Annotated in this window: 25 protein-coding genes and 1 pseudogene; 13 read left to right on the forward strand and 13 right to left on the reverse strand. The window is 63.3% G+C overall.

The annotated features are described in order from the left end of the window. Nucleotides 1–7 precede the first annotated feature (7 nt). From P2G62_RS16080 to P2G62_RS16100, 5 genes are read left to right on the forward strand one after another with little or no spacing between them, the layout of a single operon-like run. Nucleotides 8–781 carry a transglycosylase SLT domain-containing protein gene (locus P2G62_RS16080; RefSeq protein WP_275735902.1) on the forward strand — a complete coding sequence of 258 codons (774 nt, stop codon included), beginning with the start codon at nucleotides 8–10 and terminating at the stop codon, nucleotides 779–781. Further along, nucleotides 781–2,868, forward strand: a complete 2,088-nt coding sequence (gene flhA / locus P2G62_RS16085; protein ID WP_275735903.1) for a flagellar biosynthesis protein FlhA — start codon at nucleotides 781–783, stop codon at nucleotides 2,866–2,868. Before P2G62_RS16080 ends, flhA begins: the two co-directional genes overlap by 1 nt. Further along, complete coding sequence (locus P2G62_RS16090; RefSeq protein ID WP_275735904.1) at nucleotides 2,865–3,641, forward strand: flagellar biosynthetic protein FliR; 777 nt, start codon at nucleotides 2,865–2,867, stop codon at nucleotides 3,639–3,641. Before flhA ends, P2G62_RS16090 begins: the two co-directional genes overlap by 4 nt. Continuing rightward, a complete protein-coding gene (locus tag P2G62_RS16095; RefSeq protein WP_275735905.1) occupies nucleotides 3,638–4,723 on the forward strand; it encodes a flagellar type III secretion system protein FlhB in 1,086 nt (361 codons plus the stop codon). The genes P2G62_RS16090 and P2G62_RS16095 overlap by 4 nt, the downstream gene beginning before the upstream one ends. Continuing rightward, the gene (locus P2G62_RS16100; RefSeq protein ID WP_275735906.1) at nucleotides 4,723–5,091 is read left to right on the forward strand and encodes a hypothetical protein; all 369 of its coding nucleotides are present in this window, start codon (nucleotides 4,723–4,725) and stop codon (nucleotides 5,089–5,091) included. The genes P2G62_RS16095 and P2G62_RS16100 overlap by 1 nt, the downstream gene beginning before the upstream one ends. Here the strand turns inward: P2G62_RS16100 and P2G62_RS16105 are convergent, their stop codons facing one another. From P2G62_RS16105 to P2G62_RS16145, 9 genes are read right to left on the reverse strand one after another with little or no spacing between them, the layout of a single operon-like run. Continuing rightward, nucleotides 5,092–5,586, reverse strand: a complete 495-nt coding sequence (locus tag P2G62_RS16105; protein ID WP_275735907.1) for a flagellar basal body-associated FliL family protein — start codon at nucleotides 5,584–5,586, stop codon at nucleotides 5,092–5,094. It abuts the gene before it with no gap. Nucleotides 5,587–5,597: 11 nt separating this feature from the next. Beyond that, nucleotides 5,598–6,323, reverse strand: coding sequence for a flagellar basal body L-ring protein FlgH (gene flgH / locus P2G62_RS16110; RefSeq protein ID WP_275735908.1), 726 nt, complete (start codon nucleotides 6,321–6,323; stop codon nucleotides 5,598–5,600). Between the two features lie 11 nt (nucleotides 6,324–6,334). Beyond that, a complete protein-coding gene (gene flgA, locus P2G62_RS16115) occupies nucleotides 6,335–6,766 on the reverse strand; it encodes a flagellar basal body P-ring formation chaperone FlgA (protein WP_275735909.1) in 432 nt (143 codons plus the stop codon). Continuing rightward, a complete protein-coding gene (gene flgG, locus P2G62_RS16120; protein WP_275735910.1) occupies nucleotides 6,766–7,551 on the reverse strand; it encodes a flagellar basal-body rod protein FlgG in 786 nt (261 codons plus the stop codon). Before flgG ends, flgA begins: the two co-directional genes overlap by 1 nt. Nucleotides 7,552–7,562: 11 nt before the next feature. Beyond that, a complete protein-coding gene (locus P2G62_RS16125) occupies nucleotides 7,563–8,279 on the reverse strand; it encodes a flagellar hook-basal body complex protein (protein ID WP_275735911.1) in 717 nt (238 codons plus the stop codon). Between the two features lie 3 nt (nucleotides 8,280–8,282). Next, nucleotides 8,283–8,549, reverse strand: coding sequence for a flagellar biosynthetic protein FliQ (locus tag P2G62_RS16130; protein WP_275735912.1), 267 nt, complete (start codon nucleotides 8,547–8,549; stop codon nucleotides 8,283–8,285). A 2-nt stretch (nucleotides 8,550–8,551) separates the two neighbouring features. Further along, on the reverse strand, nucleotides 8,552–8,845 hold the full coding sequence (gene fliE, locus P2G62_RS16135; RefSeq protein ID WP_275735913.1) for a flagellar hook-basal body complex protein FliE: 294 nt from the start codon (nucleotides 8,843–8,845) through the stop codon (nucleotides 8,552–8,554). A 16-nt stretch (nucleotides 8,846–8,861) separates the two neighbouring features. Beyond that, entirely contained in the window at nucleotides 8,862–9,254 is a 393-nt protein-coding gene (gene flgC / locus P2G62_RS16140; RefSeq protein ID WP_275735914.1) for a flagellar basal body rod protein FlgC, read from the reverse strand. 2 nt (nucleotides 9,255–9,256) lie between these two features. Continuing rightward, a complete protein-coding gene (locus tag P2G62_RS16145; protein WP_275735915.1) occupies nucleotides 9,257–9,643 on the reverse strand; it encodes a FlgB family protein in 387 nt (128 codons plus the stop codon). Between the two features lie 81 nt (nucleotides 9,644–9,724). Between P2G62_RS16145 and P2G62_RS16150 the strand changes: the two genes are divergently transcribed. After that, nucleotides 9,725–11,047 carry a FliI/YscN family ATPase gene (locus tag P2G62_RS16150; protein WP_275735916.1) on the forward strand — a complete coding sequence of 441 codons (1,323 nt, stop codon included), beginning with the start codon at nucleotides 9,725–9,727 and terminating at the stop codon, nucleotides 11,045–11,047. A 49-nt stretch (nucleotides 11,048–11,096) separates the two neighbouring features. Then, nucleotides 11,097–11,651 (forward strand): flavin reductase family protein, encoded by a 555-nt coding sequence (locus P2G62_RS16155; RefSeq protein WP_275735917.1) that lies wholly within the window; start codon nucleotides 11,097–11,099, stop codon nucleotides 11,649–11,651. Here P2G62_RS16155 and P2G62_RS16160 read toward each other — a convergent pair. Genes P2G62_RS16160 through P2G62_RS16175 form a run of 4 tightly spaced genes read right to left on the reverse strand, consistent with a single transcriptional unit; the run spans nucleotide 11,648 to nucleotide 15,512 of the window. Beyond that, nucleotides 11,648–12,232 (reverse strand): PqiC family protein, encoded by a 585-nt coding sequence (locus P2G62_RS16160; RefSeq protein WP_275735918.1) that lies wholly within the window; start codon nucleotides 12,230–12,232, stop codon nucleotides 11,648–11,650. The two genes, P2G62_RS16155 and P2G62_RS16160, sit on opposite strands and share 4 nt — an antisense overlap. Before the next feature lie 12 nt (nucleotides 12,233–12,244). Next, nucleotides 12,245–14,266: an MlaD family protein gene (locus tag P2G62_RS16165; protein WP_275735919.1), complete on the reverse strand. Its 2,022-nt coding sequence runs from the start codon at nucleotides 14,264–14,266 to the stop codon at nucleotides 12,245–12,247. Beyond that, the gene (locus P2G62_RS16170) at nucleotides 14,263–14,913 is read right to left on the reverse strand and encodes a paraquat-inducible protein A (protein ID WP_275735920.1); all 651 of its coding nucleotides are present in this window, start codon (nucleotides 14,911–14,913) and stop codon (nucleotides 14,263–14,265) included. The genes P2G62_RS16165 and P2G62_RS16170 overlap by 4 nt, the downstream gene beginning before the upstream one ends. Continuing rightward, the gene (locus P2G62_RS16175; RefSeq protein WP_275735921.1) at nucleotides 14,889–15,512 is read right to left on the reverse strand and encodes a paraquat-inducible protein A; all 624 of its coding nucleotides are present in this window, start codon (nucleotides 15,510–15,512) and stop codon (nucleotides 14,889–14,891) included. The genes P2G62_RS16170 and P2G62_RS16175 overlap by 25 nt, the downstream gene beginning before the upstream one ends. A 126-nt stretch (nucleotides 15,513–15,638) precedes the next feature. On the opposite strand from P2G62_RS16175, the gene P2G62_RS16180 reads away from it, so the two are divergent. The 6 genes and pseudogenes from P2G62_RS16180 to P2G62_RS16205 form a co-directional block, all read left to right on the forward strand. Further along, a complete protein-coding gene (locus tag P2G62_RS16180) occupies nucleotides 15,639–16,487 on the forward strand; it encodes a flagellar motor protein MotB (protein ID WP_275735922.1) in 849 nt (282 codons plus the stop codon). Nucleotides 16,488–16,594: 107 nt separating this feature from the next. Beyond that, nucleotides 16,595–17,926 carry a flagellar hook-basal body complex protein gene (locus P2G62_RS16185; RefSeq protein ID WP_275735923.1) on the forward strand — a complete coding sequence of 444 codons (1,332 nt, stop codon included), beginning with the start codon at nucleotides 16,595–16,597 and terminating at the stop codon, nucleotides 17,924–17,926. A 30-nt stretch (nucleotides 17,927–17,956) separates the two neighbouring features. After that, a complete protein-coding gene (flgK, locus tag P2G62_RS16190; protein WP_275735924.1) occupies nucleotides 17,957–19,411 on the forward strand; it encodes a flagellar hook-associated protein FlgK in 1,455 nt (484 codons plus the stop codon). 25 nt (nucleotides 19,412–19,436) lie between these two features. Next, nucleotides 19,437–20,426, forward strand: a complete 990-nt coding sequence (locus P2G62_RS16195) for a flagellin (protein WP_275735925.1) — start codon at nucleotides 19,437–19,439, stop codon at nucleotides 20,424–20,426. Further along, nucleotides 20,426–21,523: a flagellar basal body P-ring protein FlgI gene (locus P2G62_RS16200; protein ID WP_275735926.1), complete on the forward strand. Its 1,098-nt coding sequence runs from the start codon at nucleotides 20,426–20,428 to the stop codon at nucleotides 21,521–21,523. Before P2G62_RS16195 ends, P2G62_RS16200 begins: the two co-directional genes overlap by 1 nt. Nucleotides 21,524–21,710: 187 nt before the next feature. Then, a pseudogene (locus tag P2G62_RS16205) lies at nucleotides 21,711–22,012 on the forward strand (phosphomannomutase); the annotation flags it as partial.

Raw genomic sequence — 22,012 nt, forward strand, 5'->3', positions numbered from 1 at the left:
GAATCCCATGGCGACCGTGTGGCGTCTTATCTTTGGTGTCTGTCTGACCATGTCACTTGCTGCGGGTATGGGCCCTGCGCAGGCGGCCACCGCGCGGTTATCGCAGATGTGCGAAAACGCGGCGGTCGAGGCATCGCGCCGTTCAGGTGTGCCGGTCTCGGTGCTCAAGGCGATCTCGCTGACCGAAACGGGGCGCAAGGTGGACGGGGCTTTCAAACCCTGGCCCTGGACCGTCAACATGGAAGGCGCGGGCCATTGGTTCGATACGCTGGACGAGGCGCGCGCCTATGTCTTCAAGGAGTTCAAGCGCGGCGCGCGCAGCTTTGATGTGGGCTGCTTTCAGATCAATTACAAATGGCACAATCAGGGCTTTTCCTCGATCGACGAAATGTTCGACCCGCTTGCGAATGCGCTTTACGCTGCGAAGTTCCTGTCTGACCTTTATGCGGAAAAGGGCTCGTGGAAGGCCGCCGCAGGGGCCTATCATTCGCGCACGCGGGAACATGCCGAACGCTATGCCGCGCGGTTTTCCGATCTGCGCAACCGCTATCTGACCGAAGATGGCATGGCGCATGCGGATCCGGCGCTATCGCCCGCCGGTGTCATCCCCGAGATTCCCGATATCGTGCTGGCCGCCAATGGCCCAGAGGCCGCGCCAAGGCCGCCACGGCAAAACAATTACCCGTTGTTGCAGCGTAAAAGCGACACAAGGCCCCCGCTTGGGGCCGCCCCGGGTGCCAGTCTGTTTGCCATTGCCCTGCGCCGAACCGAGGTCGAATGATGCCGCGTCTCACCCTTGCGACGGTGTTTCAGCCGACGATCCTGTTGTCGCTGGCGCTGATGGCGGTGATCGTAATGATGATCCTGCCGGTGCCTGCCTGGGTGCTGGACGTGGGGCTTGCGACCTCGTTCGCCATTGCGATCCTGATCTTCACCGTCACCCTGTTCATCGAGCGGCCGCTCGATTTTTCCGCATTCCCGACCGTTTTGCTGGCCTCGCTGATGCTGCGGCTGTCGCTCAACGTCTCGTCCACCAAGCTGATTATCGGGCAGGGGCACACGGGCACGGGGGCGGCGGGAGATGTGATCGAGGGGTTCGCCAATTTCATCATGGGCGGTTCGGTTCTGATCGGGCTGGTGGTGTTCGGCGTGATCCTGATTGTGAACTTCATCGTCATCACCAAGGGCGCGGGCCGGATGGCCGAGGTGGGGGCGCGCTTTGCGCTTGACGCGATGCCGGGCAAGCAGCTGGCCATCGACAGCGATATGAACGCGGGCGCCATCGACCACGCCGAGGCGCGTGCGCGGCGCGAAAAGGAGCAGGCCGAGACGACCTTCTTCGGGTCGCTCGACGGGGCGTCGAAATTCGTCAAGGGCGACGCGGTGGCCGGCCTGCTGATCACCATGCTCAATCTGGTGATGGGGCTGATTATCGGCACCATGGTGCATGGCATGCCGGTCGGGCGCGCGCTGGAAACCTATGCGATCCTGACGGTCGGTGACGGTCTGGTCAGCCAGATCCCCGCGGTGATCATCTCGATTGCCTCGGCGATCCTGCTGTCGCGTGGCGGCGCCAAGGGATCGGCCGACCATGATCTGTTCCAGCAGCTGGGCAAATATCCGCCTGCACTGGCGACGGTGGCGGTGCTGATGGCGCTGTTCGCGCTGGTGCCCGGGCTGCCGTTCGTGCCCTTCATCATGGGGGCGCTGGTGCTGGGCGGCTCGGCGCTCTTGTTGTTTCGGGCCGAACAGAAACGGCTGCGGCGGGAGGCGATGAAGATGCCCGCGCCGGTCGAGACGGCGAAGCGCAAGTCGATGGGCGATGTGCTGGATCTTGATGATATACACGTCGAATTCGCGCCTGATCTGGTGGCGATGGCGCTGGACCCGGCAACAGGGCTGGACGCGCGGATTTCCAACATGCGCAACCATGTCGCGGCCAATTACGGGCTGATCCTGCCGGAAATCCGCCTGACCGACGATGGCGCGCTGGAGCCGGGCAGCTATCGCATTCGCATTCAGGGGGTCGAACAGGCCCGCGACCGGCTGCACCCCGAACGGGTTCTGGCGCTGATCGCCGACAATCGCGACATCCTGCCCGATGGTGAGGATGTGCGCGAGCCGGTCTATGGGGCGCCTGCACGCTGGCTGCCGTCGTCGATGCAGGAAGAGGCGGCGCTGTCGGGGTCCACCGTCGTTGGCCCGACCGAGGTTCTGGCGACGCATCTGCTGGAGGTCATCAAACGCAATTTCGGGCGGCTGATGACGCTGCGCGCATTGCGGCGCCTGCTGGAAGAGATCTGCAACCTTTCGGACAGCGGCCGGGCCGATGCGAACCGCCGGATTCTGGATGAACTGGTGCCAGACAAGGTGCCGGTCGATCTGTTGCTGGCGGTGCTGCGGCTGCTGCTGGAAGAACGGGTCTCGATCCGCAATCTGCTGCTGATCGTCGAGGCGATCGCCGAGGTGCGCAATCTGCAATCCCCCGAGGCGATCTGCGAGCATGTGCGCCAGAGGCTGGGCTTTCAGCTGGTCGCCGAATTCCGGCGCGACGATGGCACGCTGCCGCTGATTCAGTTGGCCCCCGAGTGGGAAGAAACCTTCAGCACCTACCAGATCACCGGCGAGCGCGGGCAGACCGATGTCGCCCTGCCGCCCGACCGGTTCAACAAACTGGCCAGCAATGTCGCCGACAAGATCGCCCGGGCAGGCGAGGCCGGGATCTTTCCGGCGATTGTCACCTCGACCCGCAGGCGGCGGTTTCTGAAAACCGTGCTGGGGGCGAAGGGAATATCCGCCCCGGTTTTGAGCTTTGAAGAGATCGGCCTGGATGCGCGGCCTTCGATGGTTGGGGTCGTTCCGGCATGATGCAGGCCCTTGCCGATCTGCTGGATGCGTCCCGTGGCCTGCTGTTCCTGGGCTTTGTGGTGTTCCTGAGGGTCGGGGGCGCAATGGCGGTGCTGCCCGCTTTTGGCGAGCAGATCGTGCCCGCCCGCGTCAGGCTCGGCCTGGCGATCGCCTTTACGGCCATCGTTGCTGCTCCCGTGGCCGCGCAGTTGCAGGCGCTGCAGCTTGACCGGCTGCCGCCGCTGTGGCTGGCGTCCGAGATCGCCGTCGGATTGCTGATCGGGCTGATGCTGCGGCTTTTCGTGATTGCGTTGCAGGTCGCGGGGACGATCGCGGCACAGGCGACATCGTTGTCGCAGCTGTTCGGCGGCACCAGCGGCGAGCCACAACCCGCGATCGGTCATCTGATGGTGATGGGGGGGCTTGCGATCGCGGTGAGCCTTGGGCTGCATGTGCAACTGGCGCGGCTCCTGATTGGCTCTTATCAGGCGCTGCCGCCCAGTCAGTTCCCGGATGCCGAACTGGTGCGCAGTTGGGGGCTGTCCGGGGTAAGCCGGACGTTTGCCCTGGGGTTTTCGATTGCGGCGCCGTTCGTTGTGGCGGGGCTGATCTATAACGTCGCGCTCGGGGCGATCAACCGGGCGATGCCGCAATTGATGGTCGCTTTCGTCGGTGCGCCCGCCCTGACGGCGGGAGGGCTTGTGCTGTTGGCGATCGCGCTGCCGACGGGCTTGTCCGTATGGCACGAAGCTTTTGCGGGCTTTCTGGAAAATCCCTTTGTGGTGACGCCATGAGTGAAGACGACGATAGCGAAAAGGAGTTTGAGCCTAGTCCGCACAAGCTCGAGGAGGCCCGCAGAAAGGGTGATCTGGTCAAATCCGCCGAGATCACGGTTGCGGCAACTTACGGGGGCTTTGTTCTGGCGGCGGTCGGACTGGGCGCTGCCAGCCTGCAAGGGTTCGGTGCTCAGGCCATGGTTCTGCTGGAGCAATCGGACACCCTGTCCGAACAGCTGTTCGGTGGCGGCACGGCAATCGAGGGCCGTATCCTCGCGGGGGTCGCGCTGGCCACGGCACCATGGTTTCTGGTGCCGATGCTGGCCGTTCTGCTGGCGCTATGGGCGCAACGGGCGGTCGTGGTCGCGCCGGAAAAGATTGTGCCCAAGTTCAGCCGGATTAATCCCGTCGCCAATGCGGGGCAGAAATTCGGGCGCACGGGATTGTTCGAGTTTCTGAAAAGCTTTCTGAAGCTTGGTGTGATTTCGATCATTCTGGCAGGTTTCCTGCTTGACCGGATCGACCGGATTCTGGTGACCCAGCGGCTGGAACCGCAGATGGCAGTGGGTGCGCTGCTGCAGATGATCGTCGAATTTCTGTTGCTGATCATCCTGCTGTCCGGGGGATTTGGTGCGGTCGATTATCTGTGGCAGCGGTCGCAATTCCTGCGGCGCAACCGGATGAGCCGCAAAGAGCTGATGGATGAGATGAAGCAATCCGAAGGCGACCCGCATATGAAGGCGCAGCGGCGCCAGAAGGGCATCGAGATCGTGACCAGGCAGATGATCGCGGATGTGGCCAAGGCCGATGTCGTGATCGTCAACCCGACCCATTATGCCGTTGCGCTGCAATGGGCACGCGGCAGCGGGCGCGCGCCGGTCTGTCTGGCCAAGGGCGTGGACGAGGTGGCGGCGCGCATCCGGGCTGTGGCAATGGAAAACGGCGTGCCGCTGCATTCCGATCCACCGACGGCGCGCGCGCTTCATGCGACACTCGAGGTCGGGCAAGAGATCCGGCCCGAACATTACAAACCGGTGGCCGCGGCCATCCGCTTTGCCGAAAAGATGCGCCGCCGTATGCGCGAACGTGGGGGGGCATGATGCAGATCAGGCAATTGGCGCAGCTGCGCGAACTGGCCGAACTGAAGAAAGAGGTGGAACTGTCCCGCCTTTCCCGCGTCGTGGCGGCCAAAACGGCGCTGGACCGGCAAGAGCAAGCCTTGCAACAGGCAGAACAGGCCGCGCGTCACGAGGGGCTTGCCTCGCCCCTTGCCGGGCAGATGGCGGAAACCTTCGCGATCTGGACGCTGCGCCGCAGGGAAGAGGTTGCGCGGGATCTGGCGGCGCTTGCCCCTCTGATCGCGGCACAGCGCGCGATCGCGGCCCAGGCGCTCGGGCGCACGGATGTGTTGCAACAATTGGAGAGCCGCCAGAAACTGGCGGCTCCGGGCCGACGGCCGAAGGGCTGATTACCGGGTGTCCTGGCGCACGATGTCGGACACCAGCACGCCGGTCACGACATTCCCCAGAACCGAGCGAGAGGCCTCCAGCAGGGCTTTGCGCAGGGTCTCCATATTGGCGGTGTCGGTGAATGCGCCCTTGAAGCCGCCCGCGTTCGCATGATCGAACATCACCTGCAGAAGGTTGTCGCGCAGCTTGGGTTCGGCGGCATAGACCTTTTCGGTGGCGCCGACTTTCACCTCCAGGCTGAGCGACAGGATCACCAGCGCCGTCACCTGGCCATTTTCCACGATTGGAATGACAAACTGATTGTTCAGTTTGACGTATTCGGCCGTCGGTTCGCCCTCGGCCGGGGGGTCAGTCTCCTGCGCCGCAGGGGCCGCGCCTTCACCGCAGGGGTTTTCAGCCAGCGCCTCTTCCGGCGGGGGGCGCAGGAAATACCCGGCGCCTCCTCCTGCGGTCAGACCGATCAGGGCCAGCAGAACTGGAATGAGCTTTTTCATCGGGGCCCCCTTCAGAACGGCAGCAGGACGTCGGCGACCTGCTGGCCGATCCGGGGTTGCTGCACATCGGTGATCTGTCCGCGCCCTCCATAGGAAATGCGCGCGCCGGCGATCTTGTCATAGGTGATTTCATTCTGGCGGCTGACGTCTTCGGGGCGGACGTAGCCGGTGACGATCAGTTCGCGCACCTCGAAGTTGACGCGCACCTCCTGGCTGCCCTGAATCCGCAAGACGCCATTGGGCAGGCGGTCAAGGATCGTCGCGGCCACCCGCAGGGTCATCTTTTCCTTGCGCGCGACCGATCCGTTGCCCTGATAGCTGGAACTCGAATTCGTCGCATAGGCGTCGGCCATGCTGGCGCCCTCGGGCAGGTGGCGGTCCAGACGCTGTGGGATGCCCAGCATCGACGGGATGCCCATCGAATCTGCGCCGGTCCGGCTGCGCCCGGTGCTGTTAGAGATTTCGGCTTTCTCGTCGATCTCGATCACGACGGTCAGGATGTCACCGCGCTGCGCGGCCCGCCGGTCGCCCAGAAGCGAGCCGCGCGTGCCCGACCAGAGCGAGGCATCCACCGTGCCTGCCTGACCCGGTAATTGTTCGGGCATCGGGGTGCTGGTCATCGCGAAGAACTCGTTGCCGGTTTCGACGGGGGTGAAGTCGGGCGCCTTGCCGACTTCGCCAAGCCGCTGGCAGGCGAAAAGAGAGGTGCTGAGCAGCAGCAGGATAAGAGCGCGCATGGGGGTGTCTTTCATTGTCTGGACACGAAGGCGGTTCCGTCCGCGGCGATCGTGGCCATCACGGTGGATTTGGAGGCGATGTTCATCACCCTGATCGTGTCGCCGACCGCGGCCCGTTCAAGCGCGCGCCCTTCGGTCTGAATCCGCAGGCCGCTTTGTTGATAGGCAAGGGTAACGGTCTGATTGCGTGAAATGATCGTCGGCGCACCAAGGTCATCAAGATGCAGCGGACGGCCGGGATAGATGGTGACCCGGGTTTCCAGCCCGATGGCATCGTCGGGATGGGACAATGCACCGGGCATCTCTCCATCTTCGACCACCACATCGCTGATGCTGATGACTGTCTGGGCGGGCAGGGTCCGAGCCGCCAGGACGACTTCGGCATGCGCTGCCATCGCGGTGCCAAGCAGTGCCACCAGGGCCGGGATGCAGGCGGTTCGCATCACCGCACCTGCGTTGTCGCACCGAGCATCTGATCTGCGGCGGTGATGACCTTGGCGTTCAGCTCGTATCCCCGCTGGGCTTTGATCAGTTCGGTGATCTCGCGCACGGGATCGACCGAGCTTTCCTCCAGATAGCCCTGCCGCAGAGTGCCCAGCCCGTTTTCGCCCGGGGTCGAGACTTGCGCAGGCCCTGAGGCGCCGGTTTCCAGAAACAGGTTGGAGCCCATCGCCTCGAGCCCCTTTTCATTGGTGAAGCCCGCCAGCGTGAACTGCCCCAAGAGGGTCGGTTGCACGACATTGTCGAAATAGGCATAGACCTCTCCCGCGGCATTGATCGCCAGGGTGCGCGCGTCTGCTGGGATCGTGATGCCCGGCACCACGGAGTAACCATCCGAGGTCACGATCTCGCCATCGGCCGAGCGTTTCAGGCCGCCGTCGCGGGTATAGGCCGAGATACCGGAGGGCAGCGTGACCTCCAGATACCCCAGCCCCTCGATCGCCAGATCCAGATCGCCGCCGGTGGAGGTGAGCGAGCCCTGCGCAAGGGTGACGGTGACCGAGGTCGGCCGCACGCCCAGACCAAGCTGCACCCCGGCGGGCACGACGGTGCCGTCGTTCGCGGTGATCGTGCCGGGGCGGGTCATCTGCTGATAATGCAGATCGGCGAATTCGGCGCGACGGGCGTTGTAGCCGGTGGTGGACATGTTGGCGAGGTTGTTCGAGATGACCTCGACCCGCATTTGCTGGGCGCTCATCCCGGTTGCCGCAATCTGCAATGCACGCATTGGAAAACCTCCTATCGGCCAAGCGTCGAGATGACGCTGCGGATTCGTTCGTCTTCACGGTCCAGGAAGGTCTGACCCATCTCATAGGCGCGCTGGACCTCGATCATCCGCGCGATTTCCGACACCGGTTCCACGTTGGAACCTTCGACGAAGCCCTGCAGCAGGACCGCGCCTTCGGCGGGCACCGTGCCAGCCTCGGCCACGAAGCGGGTGCCACCGGTATGCACCAACCCGTTCGGATCGGCGAGCATATAGACCCCCACCTGTGCGATCGGCCTGCCGCCGGCAGATAGGGTGCCGTCCTGCGCCATCGACACCGGGCCCTGATCGGTTGGCACGAAAATCGGCGTGCCCCCGGCATCCAGCAGACGATGGCCGTCGGGCGTTACCAGCTCCCCCTCGGCCGAGGGGGTGAAACTGCCCGCCCGCGACAGCTGATTGCCTTGCGGGGTTTCGATCATGAAATACCCTTCACCCTCGATCGCGAAATCGAAGGCGCCGCCGGTTTGCGACAACGGGCCCTGGGCGTCGTTGATATTGCGGCCATGGGCGTAGGCCATCGACATCGACGGCGCCTCACCATCAAGCGCCGCGACATGTTCCGAGAAGATCACGCCTTCGCGGCGGAATCCGCTGGTCGAGATGTTCGCGATGTTGTTGGCAACCGTCCGCATCTCCTGCATCAGGCCGGATTGCCGCGACAGCGTGGCGTAGATGGCATTATCCATGGGTTAGCTCCCGGCGATCAGGGGAATGATCCGCGTCGTGAAAAAATCGACGAGGGTTTCGGACATGAAGGACATCGACACCCAGAACACGATCAGCATGGCGCCGACCTTGGGCACGAAGGTGAGCGTCATCTCCTGTACCGAGGTCAGGGCCTGGAACAGGCCGATGGTGATGCCCGCAACAAGCGCCACTGTCAGCATGGGGGCCGCAATCATCACGGCGATCCACAGGCCCTGACGCATGGTGTCGAAGAAGATGACCTCCTGCATCGTCACACCGGCATGCGCAGGATTTCCTGATAGGCCTCGACCACCTTGTCGCGCACGGTGACCGCAGTTTCGATCGCCAGTTGCGATTGCGCCAGCGCCTGCACCAGGGTGTGCGGGTCGGCCCCGCCGAGCATCGCGGCGCGGGCCGTTTCCTCGCCGTTCTGCAGTGCTTCGGCAAAGCTCGACGCGATCGTGCCAAGGGGGGATTGCCCAGGCCCGGCCTCTGTCGCCTGCGGGGCGGTTGCGGTGCGGGCCTGGGCGTAGCTTTGGGTCGCAAACGATGTTTTCATGTCCATTCTGGACCTCCATCAATCAGCGGCGAAGCAGGTCGAGCAGAGCCGACGACATTTGCCGTGTCTGATCGAACATGCGAAGATTCGCCTCGTAGCTGCGCTGCGCTTCGCGCGCGTCAGCGATTTCGACCACCAGATCGACATTCGAGCCGTCGTAGTAGCCGCTCTCATCGGCCAGCGGGTTGCCCGGATCATAGATCCGCGACAGTTCCGTCTGGTCGAGTTCCACCGGGCCAAGCTGCACCGCGCCCGTGCTGCGGCCACCGGCCACGACTTCTTCGAAAGCCGTGGTCTTGCGGTGGTAGCCGGGGGTATCGGCATTGGCGATATTTTCGGAGACATGGCGCAACCGCTCGGACTGAGCCTTCATGCCCGAGGCAGAGAGCGCAAGCGTGCTGGAAAAATCGCTCATGGTCAGCCCCTGCCAATGCTGGTGCGCAGAAGGCCCAGCGAGGTTTTATAGATTGTCAGGGCAAGGTCGTGCTGGCGTTTGATATCCGCCCCTTTCACCATCTCGTCTTCGAGGGACACCGAATTGCCGTTGGGCGAGGTCGCCGAGCTGTCGGTCTGCGTGGTCACGCGGGCCTCGAAACCCCCGGTCGCGCCGATATGGCCCGCGCGGCTGGTGCGCAGCGGGGTGTGGGCTTCTGTCTGATAGGTGTCGGCAAAAGAAGTGACGTCCTTGGCCTTGTAGCCAGGGGTATCGGCATTCGCGATATTTTGCGTCACGGCAGACTGTCGGAGCGCGGCATGGCGGGCCATGGACTGCGCGATTTGCATGATTTCGAGTTTTTCGAACATCGGGGTTTCTCCTCCGAGCTATCAACCAAGGCTTAAGAGAGATTCGTTTAGAAATCGTTTCGAGGAACACAGGAGGCCAGAATGGCATTCGCGGAATTCGATCTGTTGCGGGCGGAAATCTCGGATCTGGGGCTGGCGCGCCCGGTCGGAAGGGTGGCCGAAGTGGGGCGGGGCACGATCGAGGTGTCGGGTCTGTCGGTATGTGCAAGTCTTGGGGATCGCGCGAAAATTCGCTGCCAGTCAGGGCGCGAGATCGGCGCCGAGGTGTTGTCTCTGCGCCAGGATATGGTCACGCTCCTGGCCGATGGTGCGGTCGAGGGAATCGCCATTCGCGATCAGGTGGAACTGCTGGGCCAGGCCCGAATCGCCCCGCATGACAGTTGGGTCGGGCGGATCGTCGATGCCTTCGGTCGGCCGCTGGATGGCCGCCCGCTGCTGCGAGGCGCGCAGGAGCGTGACCTGCGCGCGCCGCCGCCCGCCGCGGCGCAACGGCAGCGGCTGGGCGCGCGTATCGAGACCGGGACGGCGGTGTTCAACACCTTGCTGCCGCTGGTCCGGGGGCAGCGGATCGGCTTGTTTGCAGGCTCTGGTGTCGGAAAATCCTCGCTGCTGGCGAAATTCGCGCGCGGGGTCAGCGCGGATGTCGTGGTGATCGCGCTGATCGGGGAACGCGGGCGCGAGCTGCGCGAATTCGTGGAAAAGGTGCTGGGGCCCGAGGGGATGGCGCGCTCGGTAATCGTGGCGGCGACATCGGATCAATCGCCGCTGGTGCGGCGACGCTGCGCCTGGGCGGCGATGAGCGTGGCGGAACATTTCCGCGATCAGGGCAAGCATGTGCTGTTTCTGGCCGATAGCGTGACGCGTTTTGCCGAGGCACATCGCGAGGTCGCGCTGGCGGGGGGCGAACCGCCGAGCTTGCGGGGCTTCCCGCCCTCGACCTCGCATCAGATCATGTCGCTTGCCGAGCGGGCCGGGCCGGGGCTGGAGGGCAGCGGCGATATAACGGCGGTGTTTTCGGTGCTGGTGGCGGGGTCCGACATGGAGGAGCCGATCGCCGATATTCTGCGCGGTGTGCTGGATGGGCATGTCGTGCTGGATCGGCGGATTGCCGAACGTGGCCGGTTTCCGGCGGTCGATTTGTTGCGCTCGGTCTCGCGTTCGTTGCCTGATGCGGCCAGCGCGGCCGAGAATACGCTGATCGCCACGGCGCGGCGGCTGCTGGGTGCCTATGACCGGGCCGAGATGATGATTCAGGCAGGGCTTTATGCAGCAGGCTCTGACCCGACGATTGACGCAGCGATCAGGGTCTGGCCCGGGCTTGATGAGTTTCTGGCACAGGATGAACCGGAAAATACGCAGGCAAGTTTTGCGCGGATGGCTCAGGTGCTTGCGGTTGGCGGTTAACGGGTTGCCCTTGGCGCCCATCGCGATATCTGTGGGGAAAGGGGGCCCCATGCGCGAAAGTGATAAAATTGAAGCGGCCGTCAGCCGGGCCGAACGGACCGGGCTGGGGCACGTTCCCGATCCGGCCGATCCGCGGGCGTTCCGGTCTGCGCTGGCGCGGTTTGCGACCGGGGTGACGGTGGTCACCGCCCCCGATGCCGACAGCGGCGCGCCGCTGGGCATTACCGTGAACAGTTTTGCGTCGGTCTCGCTCGACCCGGCGCTGGTGCTGTGGTCGGCCGCGCGATCGTCGTTGCGGCACCGGCATTTTTCGGCCGCCCCGGCCTTTGCGATCCATGTCCTGCGTTTCGATCAGGCCGATCTGGCGGATCGGTTCACCCGCAATGGTGCCGGGTTCGACGGGCTGAGCCATACGCTGAACGTCGCACAGGTGCCGCTGCTGGAGGGCACGCTGGCGCGGTTCGAATGCCAGACCGAGGCCACCCACGAAGGCGGCGATCACACCATCATCATTGGCCGGGTCACCCGCTTTTCCACCGCGACCGAGGGCGAACCGCTGGTCTTCGCGCATGGCCAATACGGTCGTTTCCTGCCCGGGCGTTAATCGAGCCGGGCAATCCGGTCTGCCAGCAGGGCGACGGCCTGCGACTGCGCCTGCGCGATGGCCGCCGGGTTTGCCGCCTTGCCGTCCGGCGTGGCAATCGGCACGGCCAGATCGAAGCGGCGCACCAGATCACGCCCGCCCGCCATGCCGGCCGGTGTGACGTAATAAACCCCGGTCAGCTGCACCACGCCGTCCGCGCGTGCCAGGAACTGTTCGACACGCACCTCGATCCGGCGGCTGGGTTCATCGGCCAAGGGCCAGGGTTCGGCGATTACCGTGGCGCCCGACAGGGCCGAGATTTGCCGCGCCAGTGCCAGCGTGACCGCACGCGGCGGGTCATCGGCCCAGACGTTGTCGGGGGTCGAGCGCAGCGCGCCATCGGGCGTCTGCCAGGCGATTTCCTGCCCCGAGGCATATTGCGGCAAGGACACCTCGCGCAGTTCGGCCCGGCCCAGCCGGTCGGGCAGGGTTTTCGTCGCGGGCGCCGGGTCGATCATGTAGCGCCCGGTGGCTTCGGGGTCCGAACAGGCGGCCAGCGCGGTCAGCGCGCCAATCAGGATCAGGGGGCGGAGCTGGATCATGGCTCTCTCCGGTCAGCGGCCCAGAATGAAGGCGCGCGGGTTGCGTTCGATCATGCGTGCCAGCGACCCGAAGGCCGCAGTGGCCCGGCGCAACTCGCGCATGGAATTCAGGACTTCGGCATTGAAGGCCGAGCGGTCGCCATAAGAGGCCACCAGCCCTTCGGCGGTGGTGACCAGTTCTTCAAGCTTGCGCGTCAGCGCGGGCAACCGATCGGAGGCGCCGGCAATGGCCGTGGCCGCATCCTGCGCCGCGACCAGTGTGCCATTCAGCTTTTCGGCGGCTCCGCCTGCGCGCAATTCGTCCAGCAGCGCGGCGGTCTGCTCCAGCGTATCCGACAGCGCCCGGGGCAGCCGCTCGGCATCTTCCGAGCCCAGCATGCCGCGCACATCGCCCAGAATTCCGTCGATCTTGGCGCCGATCTCGCCCAGCGGCATTTCGGCCACGGCCTGTGCCGCCTCGTCGGTGGATTTCAGCGTGTCGCCCAGCCCTTCAATTTCATACAGAACACTTGATGCGGCCTCGGTCACGCCGTCGATTGCGGCGATGGTCTTGTCTGCGGCCCCTCCGGCATTGAGCCCGTCCACCAGCGTGCGCAGCTCGGCCAGCAAGCCGTTCAGCTCGCCGGGCACGGCGCGCGTGTCCTCGCTTTCGGCGACGGCCGAAATGCCGTCCAGGGTGCGGATCGCCGAATTCATCAGCTGCTCGATCGGCAGCGCGTCGATCCGCTTGAAGATCCCCTCGGCCGAGGCGGCCAGGTCATTGGTCGCGGCAGGCGCCGTGGGCAGGATCGGATAGGGCTCGGCGGTCAGGTTCATTACCTGCGCAGGCACATCGGGCACATCCGTCAGTTCGACGATCAATGTCGAACCCAGCAGGCCGACCCCCGCAATCCTTGCACGCAGCCCGTTCTCGACTTCGCCCGCCAGGAATTCGGTGACGACCTCATTGTCGGTGTCACGCGCCAGGCCAAGCCGTTCGGGCGACAGCGCGATGATGACCTGTTGTTGGGCGTAGCGCGTGCCCAGAGAATCGGTCTGCACCTTGATCGACAGATCGGTCACCTCGCCCGCCTCGACCCCGCGGAACTGCACCTTGGCCCCGCGCTCCAGCCCCTTGATCGCGTCGTCGAACAGCAGGGTGAAGCGCGGCGGGTCGATCAGATCATTACCGAAGATCGACGCCTTGGCGGCATCGGCACTGGGATAGAGCCGGTAGGGAAAGCCGTTCTGCACAAAGGTGCCGCCGGTCGAAAGCGTATCGAATTCGATCCCGCCCTGCACCAGCGAGGCCAGCGAACGCATGTTCAGCGTGACCCCGGTCGCATCCAGCGATACCGAAATGCCCGAGGTATCCCAGAAACGGGTCGTGGTGGTCAGGCGGCGGTCATGCGGCGCCTCGATAAACGCATCGACGGTGACGCCGGCGTCGCTGTCGTTCAGCCGCAGGTTCTGGATCCGGCCCACAGTGACACCGCGAAACAGAATCGGTGCGCCTTCGGCCAGGCCGCCCGCATCTTCGGCGCGCAGCTCGACCCAAGTGCCCTTGCTTGGATCGGGGGCGACGGGCGGCTTGTCGAGGCCCTGGAAGGTTCGCGCTTCGCCCTTCTGTTCGGCATCCCAATACCCTTCGATGAAGGTGCCCGACAGCACCGTGTCGAGCCGCGAGATCCCCTGCGCCGAAACCTGCGGGCGCACCAGCCAGAAGTTCGCCTCGGAATCGATATAGGGTGCGACGTGCTTGTCCACCCGCACGCCGATCCGCACCGAGGTCAGGTCTGGGCTGAAGCCCACTGTCTCGACCGTGCCGACATCGACTTCGCGAAATTTCAGCGGGGTCTCGCCCGGGCGGATGCCGGTTGCATCGGCGAAGTCGATCTCGATCAGAACGCCGCGGTCCGAATAGGCTTTCCAGGCCACACCCAGCGTAAGCGCCAGTGCCAGCAGCGGGACCAGCCAGATCACCGACAGCTGGGTCCAGATCGGGTTGGGCGCAGGAGAGGCCCTGAGTTCGGCGGGGTGCAGATCGTCGGTCATGGGTCTTTCGCTTGTGCGGGGCCCCGCCAGATCAGCCGGGGATCAAAACTTTGGGCCGAGAGCATGGTGAATGCAACCGAGAGCGCGAAGGACGCCGCCGCCGGGCCCGGATGGATCGAGGCAACCGCCCCCAATTGCACCAGTGCCGACAGAATTGCCACAACGAATACGTCGATCATCGACCAGCGGCCGATGAATTCGACCACTTCATACAGATGCAGATGCGGGTGAGAGCCCGCGCGGCGTTCATGCCCGACAGACAATGCCAGATAGGCGATGGCGAAGAACTTGGCGATCGGGATGATGATAGAGGCCAGAAACACCACGCCCGCCACCAGATAGTTGTGATGCGCGACCAGTTCGACCACACCGCCCAGAATGGTGTTTTGCTGGCTGGAACCCAGCGTGGCGGTGCGCAGCATCGGATAAAGGTTGGCGGGGATATAAAAGATCAGCCCGGCCAGCCACCAGGCCCAGACCCGCTGCAATCCCGCCGTGCTGACCGGGTGCAGCCTTGCGCCGCAGCGTCCGCAGGTCAGGGTGCCCTCGGGCCAGACCCGGCCACAGCGGGTGCAGCCCGTCAGTCCCGCGTCGCGTGCGGTCAACACGGTCTCGGGGGCGCTCAGGATTGTTCGATCGCGCGCCATATCGTCCATTTGCTCATGAAGGCGTTTTTCAGCGCGGTCACGATGATCAGGGCGCAGAAGGCCCAGAAGGCGGGCCCCAGCGATACGCTGGCCAGGCCAGCGACCTTCACCAGGGCTACGGCCGTGCCGATGATGAAGATCTCGGCCATCGACCAGGGCTGCAACTCTTCGGCCAGACGAAAGGCGCGCGCGGCATGGCGCCAGGCCGGGCGCCCGTTCGCCAGGGGCCAGAGGGTATAGATCAGCGCCGCAAAGCGCAGTGTCGGCATCGCGACGATCACCAGCAGGACGGCCAGCGACAGGGGGGCCAGAATCCCTTCGGAAAAGGCCATCGCGGCTTCGAAAACCGAACTGGCATGCGACAGCCCCTTGGCCGAGATCGTCAGGAAGGGAAAGAAGACCGCCCCGACCATCAGGATCATCGCCGTGAAGGCCAGCGCGATCACATGCAGAAACGACCGCGTGCGTGGCGTCACAAGCAAGGTGCCGCAACGCACGCAGGCGGCGCGCTCGGTCTCGCCCAGAACCGTTGCATGATGCAGGGCATCGCAGCAGGGGCAGGCAATCAACTGGTCAAGGGGCACGGGCGGAACTGGCATGCGGGTAACATAATGCTGCCCCGAGGTTCTGTAAAGGCCGGCGATAAATGCAGCGTATTTTACCCTTTAAGCGCACATTAATGCCGCAGTGCTAGATCTGGTTTCGGGTGAAGATGAGGTGGTGGAATGGGCGCGCGCGACAACGCGGCTCCAGTCATCATCAAGCGCAAGAAGGTTGTCGGTGGCGACGGGCACCATGGCGGGGCATGGAAAGTGGCCTATGCCGATTTCGTGACCGCCATGATGGCCTTCTTCCTGCTGATGTGGCTGTTGAACGCAACGACAGAGAAACAACGCAAGGGGATTGCGGATTATTTCAATCCGACGATTCCGATCAACCGGATCTCCGGGGGGGGCGAAGGGGCCTTCGGGGGGGATTCCGTCTTCTCCGAAGATCAGATTGCGCAGACCGGGACCGGCGCCGCCGGTCACAAACCGACCGAGGAGCGGCAGGCCAAGGGGCAGAGCGGCACCGATACATCCAAGGACAAGGAAACGGCCCAGTTCGAAAAGATGGCGCGTGATATCGAGAAATCCCTGACCGGAACCGGCGGTGAGTCGATGGTCAGTCAGCAACTGGCGCGCCATGTCGTGACGCGGGTGACCGACGAAGGCCTTATCGTCGAGTTTTTCGATCTTGATGACGAGCCTTTGTTTCTGGATGACGGGATCGAACCGGCGCCGGTCACGCGCGCAATTGCGGCCATGCTGGTGCGGGTTTTTGGCCTTGTTCAGAACGGGATAGCCCTGAACGGGCATACGCGCTCCTACCCGGAAATGCTGCGCGAAAATCCGGTTTGGGACTTGTCGATGCAGCGGGCGCAAGCGATGCGGGTTCTGCTTGAGCAAGAGGGTTTGCCGCGGGAGCGGATTCAGCGCGTCACCGGATTCGCCGACCGCAAGCCGGCGGCGCAGGCAACGATGTCGGTGCGCAACAATCGTCTGGAAATGATCTTGTTGCGCAGTCAGCTATGACGGGATTGCCGAGTAATCCTGCGCATTTTATCTGTTAGGAGGATCTTAAGGGCCCGTGCTGCAATCTGACCTCTGAACAAGGGACGCAGCAGCAGAAAGGCGCTTTCATGTCCATTTCCTCTTCGCTCAATGCGGGGGTCGCCGGTCTTGCGGCAAATGCCACCCGCCTCGCGACGATTTCCGACAATATCGCGAACTCGGGGACCTATGGCTACAAAAGGGCCACCGCCGATTTCGAAAGCATGGTGATCAGCAGCGCCAGCAATGCAGGCGTGTATTCCGCCGGGGGGGTGCGGGCCTCTACCGCCCGCCTGATCGACGAACGCGGGTCTCTCGTGTCGACGACGAATGCGATGGATATCGCCGTGTCGGGGCGTGGTTTCCTGCCGGTGATTCCCAGCGTTGCACTCGACAATGTCAGTGGCGATCAGCCTTTGATGATGACCACGACGGGCTCGTTCCACACCGACAGCGAAGGTGTGCTGCGCACGGATTCCGGCTTGGTTCTGCTGGGGTGGCCCGCCAATGCGGATGGCACCATTCCGACCTTGCCGCGCGACACGATGGCCGGGCTGGAGCCGGTGGTCATCAACGCCAACCAGACGGCTGGCGACCCGACGACGGTGATGAACCTCGGCGTGAACCTGCCCGCCGTCGCGACGGATGCGAGCGCGAGTGGCGAGGCATTGCCGCTGTCGGTCGAGTATTTCGGCAATCTCGGCACCTCCGAGACACTCGACATCACCTTCACGCCGACGGTTCCCGCGACGGGCTCGTCCAACACCTGGACCATGGTGATCCGCGATTCTGCCACGCTGGACGATACGCTGACGGCCGCCGATGAAAGTATCATCGGCGAATATACCCTGACCTTCGACGACAGCCGGGGCGCCGGGGGGACGCTGTCCTCGGTCACGCTGGTTTCCGGCGGCGCCTATGACGCGGCTACCGGCACCCTGGACCTGACGGTCGCGGGCGGTCCGATGACGATGACGATCGGCAAGATCGGCGACACCAACGGGCTGACCCAGCTGTCCGACAGTTTCGCGCCAACGTCGATCACCAAGGATGGCTCGCCGGTCGGTAATCTGACCGGGGTCGAGATTGACGAGGACGGCTATATCAAGGCGACCTATGACACCGGCTTCATTCGCACGGTCTATCAGATCCCCCTGGTTGATGTGCCAAACCCGAATGGGCTGACGACGCTCGACAATCAGACCTTCCAGGTGTCATCGACCTCCGGTTCGTTCTTCCTGTGGGATGCTGGTGACGGCCCAACCGGCTCGGTCGAAGGCTATGCCCGCGAGGGTTCTGCGGTCGATGTCGCACAAGAGTTGACCAATCTGATCCAGACGCAGCGCGCCTATTCCTCGAATGCGAAGGTCATCCAGACCGTGGACGAAATGCTGCAAGAGACGACCAACATCAAACGCTGACCCCTGCCGGGCCTGCGCGGAGGATGACCGATGACGATTTCCAGTTCACTTGCCAATGCCTTGTCGGGTCTGACCGCCGCGGCCCGGATGGCCGACGTGGTTGCCTCGAATACCGCAAATGCAATGACAGAGGGCTACGCCCGCCGGGAGTTGTCTCTCGTGGCCAAATCCCTTGGGGGCGAAGGTGCGGGGGTCAAGGTCGTCGGGGTTTCACGCATCGTCAATGCGGTCGTCCTGCAAGACCGGCGGCTTGCGGATGCGGCCGCCGGAAATTCCACGATCCGGGCGGATTTCTATAACCGTATCGAGACGCTGATGGGCGATCCGGAAAGCTCCGGCTCGCTGTCGGCCCGGTTGGCGGATTTCGATTCAGCTCTGATTGAAGCGTCGAGTCTGCCGGAAAGCGATGCACGCCTGGCCGCTGTCGTTTCCGCGGCTGCGAGCGTGGCAGATCATCTGAATATGCTGTCGGATGACATTGCGCAGATCCGAATGCAAGCCGACGACTCGATTGAAAAACAGGTCGACGTCCTGAATGCGTCCCTCAAGCAGGTGGATGAGTTGAACGCGGAAATCCTGGCCGAGCGAAGCGCCGGACATGATGCAACTGCCCTGATGGATCAGCGACAGTCGCTGGTTGACAAGATTTCGGAGATTGTCCCGGTCCGCCAGGTTGATCGTGATCGCGATCAGATTGCACTCTACACCACTGGCGGCGCGATCTTGTTGGAGGGGAATCCGGTCGAGATCGGGTTTTCGCCGGTGGGTGTGATCACGGCGGACATGACACAGGCTTCCGGCGCCCTGTCCGGCCTGACGCTGAATGGCAAACCGGTTTCCAGCGCGGACAGCGTGGTTCTGGGGGGCGGGACGCTTGGCGCACTGTTTGCCGTGCGTGACGAACTCGCGCCACGGGTGCAAAGCGAACTGGATGCCTTCGCGCGCGATCTGATCGCGCGTTTCGCAGATCCTGCCGTCGACCCGACGCTCAACAGTGGCGATGCGGGTTTGTTTACGGATGGCGGTGCGGCGTTTGATCCACTTGATGAGGTCGGCGTTGCCGGTCGTATTTCTCTCAATGCCTTGGTCGACCCGTCTGCCGGCGGGGACCTGTGGCATCTGCGCGACGGTCTCGGGGCCGTCGCGGCCGGTCCGGTTGGCAACTCGACGCTTCTTAACGCTCTGAACGATGCGATGACTGAAAATCGCGCACCGCTATCGGGGTCTTTCAGCGGCAGCCAAAGGTCGTCATCCGGGTTTGCCGCCGAAATGCTGTCGTCGATTTCCAGTACGCGGCAGTCTGCCGAATCGACGGAAAGTTACCACTCTGCCCGACAGGAAACCCTGACCCAGATGAGCCTTGCAGATGGTGTCGACACGGATTTCGAGCTTGAGATGCTGTTGCGCGTAGAGCAGGCCTATGCCGCCAACGCCAAGGTCATCAAGGCGATTGACGAACTCATTCAGCAGATATTGGGGTTGTAAGATGAATTATGTTTCCGTCGGAGACATGGCCCAAGCCTATCAGATGCGGCGCCACAATGTTCAGCTCAAGACGACCATGACGCAGCTGACCGAAGAGGTCGTGACAGGTGTCAAAAGCGATCTCGGCCGTGCGGTCGGGGGGGACTTCACCGCGCTGGCCGCAATTGATCGTTCGCTGAACACGCTTGACGCCTATAGTCGCGTCACGACCGAGGCGCAGCTTTTCGCGGGCACGATGCAGACGGCCCTTGATGTCATTCAGACGCTTGCGACAGAAATCGGCCCAAGTCTGATTTCTGCTGCAACGAACTCCAGCCCTACCCTTGTGGCGACCACGACGAGTGATGCGGTCCAGAGGTTTGAAGCCGCGATATCTGCGCTGAACACGAATGTCGCGGGGCGATACATCTTTTCCGGGAACGCTGTCGATACCAAGCCGCTGGCTTCAGCGGATGAAATTCTTGCGGCGCTTGGCACTGTGATCGCGTCAGAAGTGACCGCGGCAGGCATGGTTTCCGCCGTAGAAGCCTGGTTTTCCGCGCCTTCCGGATCGGGTGGCTTTGGGGATCTGGCCTATCTGGGCAGCACGGTACCGCCTGGGCCGATGAGGGTTGCCGAAGGTGAGGCTGTAGAGCTGAACGTGACCGCAGAAAATGCGACGATCCGCGATGCGCTTATGGGCTTTGCCCTGGCGGCCCTTGTGTCCGCAGAAATGGTCCCGGCTGGAAACGATGTGCGCTCTGAACTGACCGAAGCCGCTGGCGAACGGCTTGTTGCGGCGGACAGCAATCTGACGGTTCTGCGGGCAAAAATAGGGGCCGCCGAAGGCCGGATCGCTGATGCGGAGGTGGAGAACAGAAATCAGTCAGCAAGCCTCAGTCTGGTTCGCAGCGCGTTGATTTCGGCTGATCCCTATGACACGGCGACGGCGCTCGAGGCCGTGAATACCCAGATCGAGACGCTTTATACGTTGACCTCCCGGCTCTCGGCCCTGACGCTTGCGGACTATCTGTGATGAAAATTCTTCTGACGGTCGCCTTGATATGCTTTGCCATGGCCGCAAGTGCGGCGCCGATCCGCATTAAGGATCTGGTCGAATTCGATGGGGTGCGGGGTAATGATCTTGTCGGCTATGGGTTGGTTGTCGGCTTGAACGGGACGGGCGACGGTCTTCGCAACGCACCTTTTACCGAAGAGATTATGTCCAATATTCTGGAAAGGCTCGGGGTGAATGTCACCGGAGAGCAGTTCCGGCCCAAGAATGTGGCGGCCGTCCTGGTAACGGCCTCGCTCCCGGCATTCGCACGGGCTGGCAGTCAGCTTGACGTGACAGTTTCGGCGATCGGCGATGCCAAGAGCCTGCTCGGGGGCACATTGGTAATGACACCTCTGAACGCCGCAGACGGAGAGATTTATGCTGTCGCGCAAGGGGCGATTATTGCAGGGGGGGCTTCTGTTGAAGGCGTTGGCGCATCGGTTGTGCAAGGTGTTCCGACTTCGGGAGGTATCCCTTCGGGCGCCCGAGTGGAACGAGAAATATCCTTCGATTTCAATGGCCTGCAAACCATACGCTTGGCTCTGCGCACGCCTGATTTTACGACCGCCGGGCGCATCGAGCAAGCCGTCAACCGCGAGTTTGGCAAGCGCGTCGCGACGATGAACGACGCCGGGACGATCTCGTTGAACGTGATATCGGCAGGGATGCGGTCAGCCGCGCACATGATCGGGCGGATCGAAAATCTCAGCATCGAGCCCGAACAGCGGGCACGGGTCGTTGTGGATCAGCGATCTGGCACGATCGTGATGGGCCAGGATGTCCGGATTTCGCGTGTTGCCGTGAGCCAGGGTAACCTTACCCTTCGGGTCGAAGAGGCGCCCATCGCTGTGCAACCCAACCCATTTTCGCAAGGTGAAACGGTCGTTGTTCCTCGGACAACTGCAACAATCGAAGAAAATGCAGGCATTTACATGGCGGAGGTGGCCGATAACAGTTCGCTGTCAGATGTGGTTGCGGGCCTGAATGCTTTGGGAGTGAACCCGCGGGATATGATCGACATTTTGAAAAGCGTCCACGCCGCGGGTGCATTGCATGCAGAATTCGTCGTGAATTGATGGCGGACCAATCCGGGGTATGACGGATTTCGTCATACCACATTCTGTCCGCCATGCCCGCCCGTGGGGGGCATGGCACCATGGGGGGGAGGGTGCGCTGGTTCTGTAACCATCCGGTCTGTCGCTGTCTGGTTTACGGCTGGGCGTTTATTAGCATTCCTCTGGCGCGCGCGATGCTTTTGTGCCGATGCTGGCTGCGCTGGTTGCGGGGCGGGCTTCGGGGGTGGGTCTGGCGCAGATGGTCGCCGATTTGCCCGCCCGGTTTACGGCCTCGGACCGCCTGACGGAAATCCCGCCCGGGAGAAGTGCGGATTTCCTGGCGCAGCTCGGTGGCAATATGGCGCACTGCGTGGATTTTCTGGCGCAGCTCGGCACCGTGGCGGCCTGTGATCGCACGGATGGGCTGCGGATGACGCTGACGAATGGGCGGATCGTTCATCTGCGCGCGTCGGGCAATGCACCGGAGTTCCGCGTCTATACCGAGGCCGA

Origin of the sequence: Paenirhodobacter sp. CAU 1674 (assembly GCF_029222945.1) — a bacterium.
Classification (GTDB): Bacteria; Pseudomonadota; Alphaproteobacteria; order Rhodobacterales; family Rhodobacteraceae; genus Rhodobacter.

Excerpts from the sequence above, each read along its gene's own strand:
- P2G62_RS16090 (WP_275735904.1), top strand. The coding sequence starts at position 2,865 with ATGATGCAGGCCCTTGCCGATCTGCTGGATGCGTCCCGTGGCCTGCTG.
- flgC (WP_275735914.1), bottom strand. The coding sequence starts at position 9,254 with ATGAGCGATTTTTCCAGCACGCTTGCGCTCTCTGCCTCGGGCATGAAG.
- flhA (WP_275735903.1), top strand. The coding sequence starts at position 781 with ATGCCGCGTCTCACCCTTGCGACGGTGTTTCAGCCGACGATCCTGTTG.
- P2G62_RS16080 (WP_275735902.1), top strand. The coding sequence starts at position 8 with ATGGCGACCGTGTGGCGTCTTATCTTTGGTGTCTGTCTGACCATGTCA.
- P2G62_RS16195 (WP_275735925.1), top strand. The coding sequence starts at position 19,437 with ATGGCCCAAGCCTATCAGATGCGGCGCCACAATGTTCAGCTCAAGACG.
- flgG (WP_275735910.1), bottom strand. The coding sequence starts at position 7,551 with ATGCGTGCATTGCAGATTGCGGCAACCGGGATGAGCGCCCAGCAAATG.
- P2G62_RS16125 (WP_275735911.1), bottom strand. The coding sequence starts at position 8,279 with ATGGATAATGCCATCTACGCCACGCTGTCGCGGCAATCCGGCCTGATG.
- P2G62_RS16165 (WP_275735919.1), bottom strand. The coding sequence starts at position 14,266 with ATGACCGACGATCTGCACCCCGCCGAACTCAGGGCCTCTCCTGCGCCC.
- P2G62_RS16185 (WP_275735923.1), top strand. The coding sequence starts at position 16,595 with ATGTCCATTTCCTCTTCGCTCAATGCGGGGGTCGCCGGTCTTGCGGCA.
- P2G62_RS16105 (WP_275735907.1), bottom strand. The coding sequence starts at position 5,586 with ATGAAAAAGCTCATTCCAGTTCTGCTGGCCCTGATCGGTCTGACCGCA.
- P2G62_RS16170 (WP_275735920.1), bottom strand. The coding sequence starts at position 14,913 with ATGGCGCGCGATCGAACAATCCTGAGCGCCCCCGAGACCGTGTTGACC.
- P2G62_RS16145 (WP_275735915.1), bottom strand. The coding sequence starts at position 9,643 with ATGTTCGAAAAACTCGAAATCATGCAAATCGCGCAGTCCATGGCCCGC.
- P2G62_RS16150 (WP_275735916.1), top strand. The coding sequence starts at position 9,725 with ATGGCATTCGCGGAATTCGATCTGTTGCGGGCGGAAATCTCGGATCTG.
- P2G62_RS16200 (WP_275735926.1), top strand. The coding sequence starts at position 20,426 with ATGAAAATTCTTCTGACGGTCGCCTTGATATGCTTTGCCATGGCCGCA.
- flgK (WP_275735924.1), top strand. The coding sequence starts at position 17,957 with ATGACGATTTCCAGTTCACTTGCCAATGCCTTGTCGGGTCTGACCGCC.
- P2G62_RS16160 (WP_275735918.1), bottom strand. The coding sequence starts at position 12,232 with ATGATCCAGCTCCGCCCCCTGATCCTGATTGGCGCGCTGACCGCGCTG.
- P2G62_RS16180 (WP_275735922.1), top strand. The coding sequence starts at position 15,639 with ATGGGCGCGCGCGACAACGCGGCTCCAGTCATCATCAAGCGCAAGAAG.
- P2G62_RS16175 (WP_275735921.1), bottom strand. The coding sequence starts at position 15,512 with ATGCCAGTTCCGCCCGTGCCCCTTGACCAGTTGATTGCCTGCCCCTGC.
- P2G62_RS16130 (WP_275735912.1), bottom strand. The coding sequence starts at position 8,549 with ATGCAGGAGGTCATCTTCTTCGACACCATGCGTCAGGGCCTGTGGATC.
- P2G62_RS16100 (WP_275735906.1), top strand. The coding sequence starts at position 4,723 with ATGCAGATCAGGCAATTGGCGCAGCTGCGCGAACTGGCCGAACTGAAG.
- flgH (WP_275735908.1), bottom strand. The coding sequence starts at position 6,323 with ATGCGCGCTCTTATCCTGCTGCTGCTCAGCACCTCTCTTTTCGCCTGC.
- flgA (WP_275735909.1), bottom strand. The coding sequence starts at position 6,766 with ATGCGAACCGCCTGCATCCCGGCCCTGGTGGCACTGCTTGGCACCGCG.
- P2G62_RS16095 (WP_275735905.1), top strand. The coding sequence starts at position 3,638 with ATGAGTGAAGACGACGATAGCGAAAAGGAGTTTGAGCCTAGTCCGCAC.
- fliE (WP_275735913.1), bottom strand. The coding sequence starts at position 8,845 with ATGGACATGAAAACATCGTTTGCGACCCAAAGCTACGCCCAGGCCCGC.
- P2G62_RS16155 (WP_275735917.1), top strand. The coding sequence starts at position 11,097 with ATGCGCGAAAGTGATAAAATTGAAGCGGCCGTCAGCCGGGCCGAACGG.